This window comes from Streptomyces sp. NPDC060366, assembly GCF_042725135.1.
Classification (GTDB): domain Bacteria; phylum Actinomycetota; class Actinomycetes; order Streptomycetales; family Streptomycetaceae; genus Streptomyces.
Genome location: NZ_JBHXDC010000017.1, coordinates 97,007 through 106,843, shown reverse-complemented (window position 1 = coordinate 106,843; position 9,837 = coordinate 97,007). Strand labels below are relative to the sequence as shown.

Genomic DNA, 9,837 nt, shown 5'->3' with positions numbered 1-9,837 from the left:
CGGGGTCAGGGGCGGGGTCAACGGCGGTCGCGGGGCTGGTAGGTGAGCCGCTCGCCGTGCTCGCACCTGCCGTTGCCGTACTGGGGGAAGTCCATGCTGCCGGGGATGTCCGTGGAGCACGGGGCCGAGGTCTCGGCACAACGCCAGCTGTACGAGGAAGGGTTGCCGGCGGCGGTGGCCACCGGCTTCACCACGAGCTCGCCGTCGGCGGTCCCGATGTCGGCGGGCGTGCCGAACTCGAAGTAGTCGTCCTCGTCACCGCTGTCCCGGTACCGCTCGTTCTGTGCCATCTGCCCAGTCTGGGGGACAGTCATCCGGATGGCCCATGAAGCGAAGAAAGCGCGGCCCCACGGTGAACTCCCGTGGGGCCGCGCCTCGTTGTGCCGGCAGTTGTGCGTCAGAGGTTGCCGCGCTTCTCCTGCTCGCGCTCGATCGCCTCGAAGAGGGCCTTGAAGTTGCCCTTGCCGAAGCCCATCGAGCCGTGCCGTTCGATCATCTCGAAGAACACGGTCGGCCGGTCCTGGACCGGCTTGGTGAAGATCTGGAGCAGGTAGCCGTCCTCGTCGCGGTCCACGAGGATCTTCAGCTCGCGCAGGGTCTCGACGGGCACGCGGGTCTCGCCGGCCCACTCGCCGAGGGTGTCGTAGTACGAGTCGGGGGTGTCGAGGAACTGGACACCGGCCGCCCGCATCGCGCGCACCGAGCTGACGATGTCGTTCGTCGCGAGCGCGATGTGCTGGACGCCGGCGCCGCCGTAGAACTCCAGGTACTCGTCGATCTGCGACTTCTTCTTCGCGATCGCCGGCTCGTTGATCGGGAACTTCACCTTGAGGGTGCCGTCGGCCACGACCTTGGACATGAGGGCGGAGTACTCGGTGGCGATGTCGTCGCCCACGAACTCCTTCATGTTGGTGAAGCCCATCACCTTGTTGTAGAACGCCACCCACTCGTTCATCCGGCCCAGCTCGACGTTGCCCACGCAGTGGTCGACGGCCTGGAAGGTGCGCTTGACCGGGGGCGCGACCATCGGGGCGGCGGCGGCGTAGCCCGGCAGGTACGGGCCGTCGTAGCCGGTCCGCTCGACCAGGGTGTGGCGGGTCTTGCCGTACGTGGCGATGGCGGCGAGGACGACGGTGCCGCCGTCGTCCTTGACCTCGTACGGCTCCTGGAGGCCGGTGGCGCCGTTCGCGGTGGCGTAGGCGTACGCGGCGCGGGCGTCCGGCACCTCGATGGCGAGATCGATCACACCGTCGCCGTGCTCGGCGACATGGTCGACGAGGAAGCGGCCCCACTCGGTGGACGGCTTGATGACGGAGGTGAAGACGAAGCGGGCCGAGCCGTTGGTGAGCACGTAGCTCGCGGTCTCGCGGCTGCCGTTCTCGGGGCCCGCGTAGGCGACCAGCTTCATGCCGAACGCCGTCGAGTAGTAGTGGGCCGCCTGCTTGGCGTTGCCGACGGCGAAGACGACGGCGTCCATTCCCTTGACGGGGAAGGGGTCGGCGCCGCGCGCGGTGGACGGGGCGGAATCGAGGTTCACCGAGGTATCTGCCATGACGGCAGCGTCTCGCCGTTCCGCAAGGTGCGCAACAGTTCGCGCTTTCACTGGTCAGTCTGTACAGCGGGGGGCCAGGATGACCGGACCATCTGCACAGGATGACCACCTGCCGGTGCAGCCACCATCAACCGCCTCAGGAGGCACCCATGGCGATCGACGGACTGGACGGCAGGCTCATCGCCCTGCTGGCGCGGGAGCCGCGCATCGGGGTTCTGGAGGCGTCGCGCCGGCTGGGGGTGGCGCGCGGGACCGTACAGGCCCGGCTGGACCGTCTCCAGACGAATGGCGTCATCCGGGGATTCGGTCCGAACGTCGATCCGGCCGCTCTCGGTTACCCCGTCACGGCGTTCGCAACCCTGGAAATCAAACAGGGACAAGGTTCCGATGTTCGAGCACATTTGAGCAGCGTTCCAGAGGTCCTCGAACTGCATACCACCACTGGAACGGGGGATATGCTCTGCCGACTCGTCGCTCGTTCGAACGCCGATCTTCAACGGGTGATCGACCGGGTTGTCGGTTTCGAGGGGATTCAGCGGGCTTCCACGGCGATCGTCATGGAAAACCCCGTTCCGCTGCGGATCATCCCGCTGGTGGAGCAGGCCGCGCAGGACACCGACGGTGACCGACTGTGACCAACGAGCACGACCCGAACGAACCGAACGACCTGATCGGCCGACCGGCCGACTCCCGACCGGCTGACTGCCGACCGGCCGTCCGGCCGACCGGCTCCGACCCACCGAGAGGAGCGCCGTGGACTTCTGGGACTACCTGGCCAACCGCCATCAACAGTTGCTCACCGACTCGTTCCAGCACGCCAGCGCCGTCTTCCAGTGCATGCTGATCGCCACCGTCCTGGGTGTCGTCATCGGCGTACTGACCTACCGCAGTCCCTGGGGCGGAAATCTGGCGATCCTCTCCACCGCCTCCATCCTGACCATCCCCTCGCTGGCGGCCATCGGCCTGCTCATCCCGCTGGTCGGTCTCGGTGTCGCGCCCACGGTGATCGTCCTGACGCTGTACGGGCTGCTGCCCGTCGTCCGTAACGCCGTGGTCGGACTGCGCGGCGTGGACCCCGACCTGGTGGACGCCGCCAAGGGCATCGGCATGTCACGTACCGCCCGGCTGCTCAAGGTCGAACTGCCGCTCGCCTGGCCGCCGATCCTCACCGGGATCCGGGTCTCCACCCAGATGCTGATGGGGATCGCCGCCATCGCCGCGTACGCCTCGGGGCCCGGCCTCGGCAACGAGATCTTCCGTGGCATCGCCTCGCTGGGCAGCGCCAACGCGATCAACCAGGTGCTCGCCGGGACGATCGGCATCGTCATTCTCGCCCTGCTCTTCGACGCCGCGTATGTCCTGCTCGGCCGACTCACCATCCCGAGGGGGATCCGTGTCTGAGACCGCTGACCCGAAGACGGCCGAGGCAGCCGACATCGCCTCGCCGGGTGCCGTGATCGTCCCGTCGAACGGCGCCGCGGGGGGCGCCGGTTCCACGAGCGGCGCCACCATCCAGCTCGACGGCCTCACCAAGCGCTATCCCGGCAGTCCGAATCCGGCAGTCGACAACGTCTCGATGGAGATCAAGGCGGGCGAGACCGTCATCCTCGTCGGCCCGTCCGGCTGCGGTAAGTCGACCACCCTCAAGATGATCAACCGGCTGATCGAGCCCTCGTCCGGGCGGATCAGGATCAACGACGAGGACGTCACCGACATGGACCCGGTGAAGCTGCGCCGGCAGATCGGCTACGCGATCCAGTCGTCCGGTCTCTTCCCGCACATGACGGTCGGCGAGAACATCGCGCTCGTGCCGAAGATGGTCGGCTGGTCCAAGTCGAAGGTGAAGGACCGCGTCGAGGAGATGCTCGACCTGGTCGGGCTCGACCCGCGTGAGTTCCACGGCCGCTATCCGCGCCAGCTCTCGGGCGGCCAGCAGCAGCGGGTGGGGGTGGCGCGGGCGCTCGCCGCCGATCCGCCGGTGCTGCTGATGGACGAGCCGTTCGGCGCCGTCGACCCGATCACGCGCGACCATCTCCAGGACGAACTGATACGTCTGCAACACGAGTTGCACAAGACGATCGTGTTCGTGACGCACGACTTCGACGAGGCGATCAAGCTCGGCGACCGGATCGCGATCCTGCGGGAGCGTTCGCAGATCGCGCAGTTCGACACCCCCGAGGCGATCCTCACCAATCCCGCCGACGACTTCGTGTCGGGCTTCGTGGGCGCGGGGGCGGCGCTGAAGCGGCTGAACCTCACCCGCGTACGGGACGTGGAGATCGCCGAGTTCCCGACGGTGACGGTCGAGGACCCGCTCCAGTCGATCTTCAACAAGCTGAACAGCGGCCCGCACAACGAGCTGCTGATGCTGGACCGGAAGAACCGCCCGTACAAATGGCTGCGCCGGGGCGACCTGTCGCGCGCCAAGGGCTCGCTCGCCAACGCGGGCCAGCTCGTGCACGACACCGTGACCAGGGACGCCACCCTGCACGACGCGCTGGAGGCGGTCCTGACCGACAGCGGCGGCCGGGTCGCCGTGACCGGCAGGCGCGGCGAGTACATCGGTGTCGTCGACATGGAGACGCTGATGACGTCGGTCCAGGAAATGCTGGAGGCGGACCGGCTCACCGCATTCGAGCACCAGCACGAGTTGGCGGAACAGCGCCGGGAGCGGACCGGGCAGGAGCCGCAGGGCGGTGCGGACGCATGAGTGCTCCCGCGCAGAAACAGCGCCCTCCGGGCGAGTACGACGTCAAGGGGCACGCCTTCCGGGACGAGGAGTCGGAGCCGGTGGCGCCGCCCGCCGCCCCGAAGCGCCGGATCACCTGGGCCAAGCTGGTGACGGTGCCCGCCGTGATCGCGGTCTCCCTGCTGCTGACCTACGTCTGGATCACCACTGTCCCGCTCGACTCGATCGCGAAGAACTCGCTCGTCGGCGGCAATGTGCAGCTGCGCCTGTGGCAGCACGTCGAACTGACCGCGATCTCCACCTTCTGGGTGCTGATCATCGCGATCCCGCTCGGTATCGCGCTGACCCGGCGCGGGCTGTCGAAAGCGGCGCCGGCGGTGACCGCCGTCGCCAACATCGGGCAGGCGACCCCGGCCATCGGTCTGCTGGCGCTGCTGGTGATCTGGCTGGGCATCGGCCCGTCGACGGCGATCGTCGGCATGGTCATCTACGCGGTGCTGCCGGTGCTCGCCAACACCGTGGCGGGGCTGAAGGCCATCGACCCGCAGCTGGTCGAGGCGTCGCGCGGCATCGGGATGTCGTCACTCGGGACGCTGGCCAGGGTCGAACTGCCCCTGGCCGTACCGCTGATCCTGGCGGGCGTACGGACGGCGCTGGTGCTCAACGTGGGCACGGCGACCCTGGCGACCTTCGGCGGCGGTGGCGGGCTCGGTGACCTGATCACCTCGGGCATCCAGACGCAGCGCATGCCGGTCCTGGTCCTGGGATCGGTGCTGACGGTGACGCTGGCGCTGCTGATCGACTGGCTGGCCTCGCTGGTCGAAGTGGCCCTCACCCCGCGCGGACTGGAGGAGCGCTGATGCGCACCATGCGATACGGCCACCGCAAGCTCGTGACGGGCGGGCTGGCCCTGCTGCTGAGCGCCGCCACGCTCAGCGGGTGCGGCCTCAAGAGCGGCTCGCCGATGGTGGACGACGTCGTCCCCGGCTCGGTCGGCCGGGGCGAACCCCTCAAGGGCGCCTCGCTGACGGTCACGTCGAAGAACTTCAGCGAGAACATCATCCTCGGCCAGATGATCGGCCTGATCTTCAAGGCGGCGGGCGCGGAGGTCCTGGACCGGACGAACCTGCCGGGCTCGATCAGCGCGCGCGAGGCGATCGTCAAGGGTGACGCGGACGCGATGTACGAGTACACGGGCACGGCCTGGATCACCTACCTCGGCAACGCGAAGCCGATCGTCGACTCGGGCGAGCAGTGGACCGCCGTACGGGACGCGGACCGCTCGCACGATGTGAGCTGGCTGTCGCCGTCCACGCTCAACAACACCTACTCGCTGGGCATCAGCAAGCAGAACAACGCGAAGTACAAGCTCAAGACGATGTCGGACGTCGCCGCGCTGTCGAAGAAGGAGCCGGGCGCGGTCACGATCTGCGTGGAGAACGAGTTCGCGTCGCGGGACGACGGGCTGCCGGGCATGGTGAAGGCGTACGGGATGAACATCCCCGCGTCGAGTGTGAAGAAGATGGACGCCGGCATCATCTACACGCAGGTGTCGAAGTCCAACTCCTGCCTGGTGGGCGAGGTGTTCACGACGGACGGCCGGATCAAGTCCCTGGATCTGGACACGGTCTCCGACGACAAGCGCTTCTTCCCGAACTACAACGCGGCGCCGGTGATCCACAGTTCGACGTACAAGAAGTACCCGGAGATCGCCGGTCTGCTCGATCCGCTGAGCAAGCGGCTGAACACCGGGATCGCGCAGGAGCTGAACGCGAAGGTGGACGTGGACGGCCAGGATCCGCACGAGGTGGCGAAGGACTGGCTGATCGAGGAGGGCTTCATCAAGGAGGGCTGAGCCGCCGAGCCCCCGAGCGCGAACATGCAAAGAAGTGGTTGCAAAGAAATCCTTGCAACCACTTCTTTGCATGTCTACGATGAGGCCATGTCCGAGAACCCACCCGCCTCCGAGCGGACCGCCCGCACCCTGGACCCGCGCTCACTGCGTGGCCTCGCCCACCCCCTGCGGATGCGGCTGCTGGTCGCCCTGCGCCACCACGGTCCGGCCACCGCGTCCCAGCTCGCGGAGCGGCTCGGCGAGTCGAGCGGCGCCACCAGCTATCACCTGCGCCAGCTCGCCGGTCACGGCTTCGTCGCGGACGACCCGGAGCGCGGCAAGGGCCGGGAGCGCTGGTGGAAGGCCTCGGACTACGGCGTCATGATCGACGACACGCTGCACTTCGACCCCAGCCCGGAGGTACGAGGCGCGCTGAACACCTTCATGCACGAGGTCGCCTCCATCCACGGCCAGGAGGTGAGCACCTGGCTGGGCACCATGCACGACTGGCCGAAGACGTGGGCGACCAAGGCCGACCTCAGCGACTTCACGCTCCGGCTCACCCCCGAGCTGATGGCCGAACTGGACGGCCGGATGCACGACTTGATCGCCAGTTACATGGACCGCGCCGCATCCGAGGACGACGAGTCCGTGGCTCAGGTACGGATCCATCTGCACGCCTTCCCGCAGAAGCAGCTCGACCGCCCGGACGCCTGAGCACCGCCGCCGCCCGAGCACCACCTCCACCCCTGCACCACCCCTGCACCACTCCCGCGCCTCGTCAGTCGGCGCGCGAAGGGACGATTTGTCATGCTATTTTCCGACGTGCACCTCCACCTCCACTCCCTACGCGCGGCCGAACTGCGCGCCGAGGCCGCCGCATACCGCCACCGCGCGGTCCGCCGCGAAGCGCGGGCGCGGGCCCGACTGGGCTGGCTCCTCGTCGAGTTGGGCCTGCGGCTCGTCAACGGGCCCTCGCGGCCCCGTGTCCGCCCCGTATGAGCGCCGCACCGATACGGCGGTGGCCGCTCACCGCCGTCCTGACCGCCAACGCGATCTCCGCCACGGGCCGCACCCTCAGCCTGATCGGCATCCCCTGGTTCGTCCTCCAGACCACCGGCAGCGCCGGCCGCGCGGGTGTGGTGGCCTTCTGCGCCACCCTCCCGGTGGTGGTCTCCGCGCTCATCGGCGGCCCCGTCATCGACCGGATCGGCCGGCGCCGCGTCTCGATCGCCTCCGATCTGCTGTGCGCCTTCTCCGTCGGGGCGATCCCCCTGCTGCACAGCGCCGACGCGCTCCCGTTCTGGACGCTCTGCGCGCTGGTGGCGCTGCACGGCCTCGCCCACACGCCCGGCGACACGGCCCGCTACGTCCTCGTACCTGACCTCGCCGAGCACGCGGGCACCTCGCTCACCCGCGCCGCGAGCCTCTTCGACGCGGTCGAGCGCGGCGCCCGGATGCTCGGCGCGGCGCTCGCGGGCCTGGTGATCGCGCTGCTCGGGGCCGAAGTCGCCCTGCTGCTCGACGCGTTCACGTTCCTGCTGTCGGCGCTGCTGATCGGCGCCGGACTGCGCGGCGTACGGGGCGCGGAGCCGGTCAAGCACATGGCGCCGGTGTCGCCGCGTACGTACGGCGCCGAACTGCGCGAGGGCTACGCCTACTTGGCGCACACCCGGCTGCTGGCGGCGGTCGTCCTCATGGTGATGTTCATGAACGGCATCGACCAGGGCTGGAACGCGGTCCTGCTCCCCGTGCACGCCGAACGAAATCTCGGCGGGGCCGCCGAACTGGGCCTGGTGACAGCGGCGTTCGGGGCCGGCGGACTGCTGGGGGCGCTGCTGTACGGCGCGGTCGGCCACCGTTTCCGGCGCCGTACGGTCCTCGCCGTCGCCGCCCTGCTCTGCGGCGCGCCACGCTTCGCGGTCGCGGGTCTCAGCGACTCCACGGTGGCGCTCGCCGTCGTCCTGGCCGCGGCGGGAGTGGCGGGCGGGACGATCAACCCGATACTGACGACGGTGATGTACGAACGCGTCCCCGACGAACTGCGCAGCCGGGTGGCCGGCGCGATGACCGCGGGATGCGAACTGACCATGCCCCTGGGCGGTCTGACGGCGGGTCTGCTGGTCGAGGGCGCCGGCCTCTCCCCCGCCCTGCTGCTGATGGGCGGCGCCTATCTGCTGGCGACCCTGAGTCCGGTGCTGCTGCCGGTGTGGCGCGGCCTGGACGCCGTGGGGCCCGAGGACCGTACCGACGTCAGCAGTTCGGCACCTCGCCCCCCTGCTCCAGCGCCTTCAGCGACGACACCGCGCCCTTCAGGGTCCTGACCGGGATCAGCCGCATCCCGTCGGGGAGTTCGGACCGCGCGTCCGCGCACTCCGCCTCGGGGACGAGGAAGACCGTCGCGCCGTCGCGGCCCGCCGCCTGGGTCTTGAGCGAGACGCCGCCGACCGCGCCGACGTCGCCGGTCGCGCTGATCGTGCCGGTGCCCGCGATGTCGCGGCCGCCGGTGAGGTCGCCGCCCGAGCCGTCGCCGTCGAGCATGTCGACGATGCCGAGCGCGAAGAGGAGGCCCGCGCTGGGGCCGCCGACGTCCGCGAGGTGGAGGGTGACGTCCACGGAGTCCCGCTTCCGGCCGAGCTGGCCGAGGGCCGCGTCGACGGCGGAGTTCTGCGACTTCACCATCTCGTCGGTGTTGTGCTTCTGGATCTCCTTGTCGGACTGGCCCGCCGGGTAGACGGAGTCGCGCGGCAGCACGGCGCGGTCGGTCCGGATCCAGCCGTCGAGGACATCGGCGAAGTCGACGTCGGCGGACGGTCCCGTCGCCAGGATCGTCGTCATCCGCAGTTGCCCCTCCGTCTCGCGGGTCGGCGCGCCCTTGACCGAGATGACGGGCGTGCCCTGGTAGTCGCCGAGGACGTTCGCGGTCAGGCCGGGCTGGGCCACCGCGTACGGCAACGGGGCGACTCCGACGACGACGAGCAGCGCGACGATCGGGACCGCCGAGAGGGCGAGGGTGCGGGGGCGCGAGAGACCGGAGAGACGAGAGAGCACGGCGCCAATCTATCCGCCGCTCCGGGGGCACCCGAAACCCCCGGGGCCCAGGCCCCGCGCCGGGCCCGCTCAGCGCAGTGCGTCGGCCACCTCGCGCGCGGCGTCGACCACGCGCGGACCCACCCGCTCCGGCACCGAGTCGGCGAGCATCACGACGCCCACGCTGCCCTCGATCCCGGTCACCCCGACGAGCGCGGCGGCGGCGCCGCTCGCGCCCGCCTCCAGTTCGCCGTGGGTCAGCGTGCACCGTGCCTCGGTGTACGAGCCCTGCCGGGCGGCCAGGATGGCCTTGCCCGCGGCGCCCCGGTCCAGCGGGTGCCGGAAGCCGGCGCGGTACGCGACGTGGTAGTCCGTCCAGGTCGGCTCCACAACGGCCACGGCCAGCGCCTCGGCGCCGTCCACGAGCGTGAGATGGGCGGTCGCGCCTATGTCCTCGGCGAGCGAACGCAGTGCGGGCAGTGCCGCTTCCCGTACGAGGGGATGCACCTGGCGGCCCAGGCGCAGCACCCCCAGGCCCACTCTGGCGCGTCCGCCCAGATCGCGGCGGACCAGCGCGTGCTGTTCCAGGGTGGCGAGGAGTCGGTAGACGACGGTGCGGTTGACGCCGAGTTTGTTGGACAACTCGGTGACGGTCAGCCCGTGGTCGGTGTCGGCGAGCAGTTTGAGGACGCGCAGTCCCCGGTCGAGCGTCTGGGAGGTCTCCGCGGTCAC

Annotated in this window: 12 protein-coding genes; 8 read left to right on the top strand and 4 right to left on the bottom strand. The window is 69.7% G+C overall.

Annotation, left to right across the window (positions count from 1 at the left end; genetic code table 11):
• Positions 1-17: 17 nt before the first annotated feature.
• Both ACFWHU_RS30945 and hppD read right to left on the bottom strand, forming a co-directional pair.
• Entirely contained in the window at positions 18-290 is a 273-nt protein-coding gene (locus ACFWHU_RS30945; protein ID WP_385799606.1) for a hypothetical protein, read from the bottom strand.
• Between the two features lie 107 nt (positions 291-397).
• Complete coding sequence (hppD, locus tag ACFWHU_RS30940; RefSeq protein ID WP_387228808.1) at positions 398-1,552, bottom strand: 4-hydroxyphenylpyruvate dioxygenase; 1,155 nt, start codon at positions 1,550-1,552, stop codon at positions 398-400.
• Positions 1,553-1,701: 149 nt separating this feature from the next.
• Between hppD and ACFWHU_RS30935 the strand changes: the two genes are divergently transcribed.
• The 8 genes from ACFWHU_RS30935 (at position 1,702) to ACFWHU_RS30900 (ending at position 8,399) form a co-directional block, all read left to right on the top strand.
• Positions 1,702-2,187, top strand: a complete 486-nt coding sequence (locus ACFWHU_RS30935) for an Lrp/AsnC family transcriptional regulator (protein ID WP_078077110.1) — start codon at positions 1,702-1,704, stop codon at positions 2,185-2,187.
• Between the two features lie 118 nt (positions 2,188-2,305).
• On the top strand, positions 2,306-2,953 hold the full coding sequence (locus ACFWHU_RS30930) for an ABC transporter permease (protein ID WP_385799611.1): 648 nt from the start codon (positions 2,306-2,308) through the stop codon (positions 2,951-2,953).
• Between the two features lie 52 nt (positions 2,954-3,005).
• Positions 3,006-4,262 (top strand): betaine/proline/choline family ABC transporter ATP-binding protein, encoded by a 1,257-nt coding sequence (locus tag ACFWHU_RS30925; protein ID WP_385799698.1) that lies wholly within the window; start codon positions 3,006-3,008, stop codon positions 4,260-4,262.
• A complete protein-coding gene (locus tag ACFWHU_RS30920) occupies positions 4,259-5,101 on the top strand; it encodes an ABC transporter permease (protein ID WP_387228806.1) in 843 nt (280 codons plus the stop codon). The genes ACFWHU_RS30925 and ACFWHU_RS30920 overlap by 4 nt, the downstream gene beginning before the upstream one ends.
• An 8-nt stretch (positions 5,102-5,109) precedes the next feature.
• Positions 5,110-6,096: a glycine betaine ABC transporter substrate-binding protein gene (locus ACFWHU_RS30915; protein WP_385799700.1), complete on the top strand. Its 987-nt coding sequence runs from the start codon at positions 5,110-5,112 to the stop codon at positions 6,094-6,096.
• Between the two features lie 87 nt (positions 6,097-6,183).
• On the top strand, positions 6,184-6,792 hold the full coding sequence (locus ACFWHU_RS30910; RefSeq protein ID WP_387228804.1) for an ArsR/SmtB family transcription factor: 609 nt from the start codon (positions 6,184-6,186) through the stop codon (positions 6,790-6,792).
• Between the two features lie 93 nt (positions 6,793-6,885).
• A complete protein-coding gene (locus tag ACFWHU_RS30905) occupies positions 6,886-7,077 on the top strand; it encodes a hypothetical protein (RefSeq protein WP_385799617.1) in 192 nt (63 codons plus the stop codon).
• Positions 7,074-8,399: an MFS transporter gene (locus ACFWHU_RS30900; RefSeq protein ID WP_387228802.1), complete on the top strand. Its 1,326-nt coding sequence runs from the start codon at positions 7,074-7,076 to the stop codon at positions 8,397-8,399. The genes ACFWHU_RS30905 and ACFWHU_RS30900 overlap by 4 nt, the downstream gene beginning before the upstream one ends.
• On the opposite strand, the gene ACFWHU_RS30895 is transcribed toward ACFWHU_RS30900, so the two are convergent.
• Together ACFWHU_RS30895 and ACFWHU_RS30890 are read right to left on the bottom strand one after the other, a co-directional pair.
• On the bottom strand, positions 8,329-9,126 hold the full coding sequence (locus ACFWHU_RS30895) for a S16 family serine protease (protein WP_385799621.1): 798 nt from the start codon (positions 9,124-9,126) through the stop codon (positions 8,329-8,331). The two genes, ACFWHU_RS30900 and ACFWHU_RS30895, sit on opposite strands and share 71 nt — an antisense overlap.
• A 69-nt stretch (positions 9,127-9,195) precedes the next feature.
• Positions 9,196-9,837, bottom strand: a complete 642-nt coding sequence (locus tag ACFWHU_RS30890; RefSeq protein ID WP_023541417.1) for an IclR family transcriptional regulator — start codon at positions 9,835-9,837, stop codon at positions 9,196-9,198.

What these genes read in the sequence shown, in the direction of transcription:
- ACFWHU_RS30945 (WP_385799606.1), bottom strand. Translation starts at nt 290, where the DNA reads ATGGCACAGAACGAGCGGTACCGGGACAGCGGTGACGAGGACGACTAC.
- hppD (WP_387228808.1), bottom strand. Translation starts at nt 1,552, where the DNA reads ATGGCAGATACCTCGGTGAACCTCGATTCCGCCCCGTCCACCGCGCGC.
- ACFWHU_RS30935 (WP_078077110.1), top strand. Translation starts at nt 1,702, where the DNA reads ATGGCGATCGACGGACTGGACGGCAGGCTCATCGCCCTGCTGGCGCGG.
- ACFWHU_RS30920 (WP_387228806.1), top strand. Translation starts at nt 4,259, where the DNA reads ATGAGTGCTCCCGCGCAGAAACAGCGCCCTCCGGGCGAGTACGACGTC.
- ACFWHU_RS30915 (WP_385799700.1), top strand. Translation starts at nt 5,110, where the DNA reads ATGCGATACGGCCACCGCAAGCTCGTGACGGGCGGGCTGGCCCTGCTG.
- ACFWHU_RS30910 (WP_387228804.1), top strand. Translation starts at nt 6,184, where the DNA reads ATGTCCGAGAACCCACCCGCCTCCGAGCGGACCGCCCGCACCCTGGAC.
- ACFWHU_RS30905 (WP_385799617.1), top strand. Translation starts at nt 6,886, where the DNA reads ATGCTATTTTCCGACGTGCACCTCCACCTCCACTCCCTACGCGCGGCC.
- ACFWHU_RS30900 (WP_387228802.1), top strand. Translation starts at nt 7,074, where the DNA reads ATGAGCGCCGCACCGATACGGCGGTGGCCGCTCACCGCCGTCCTGACC.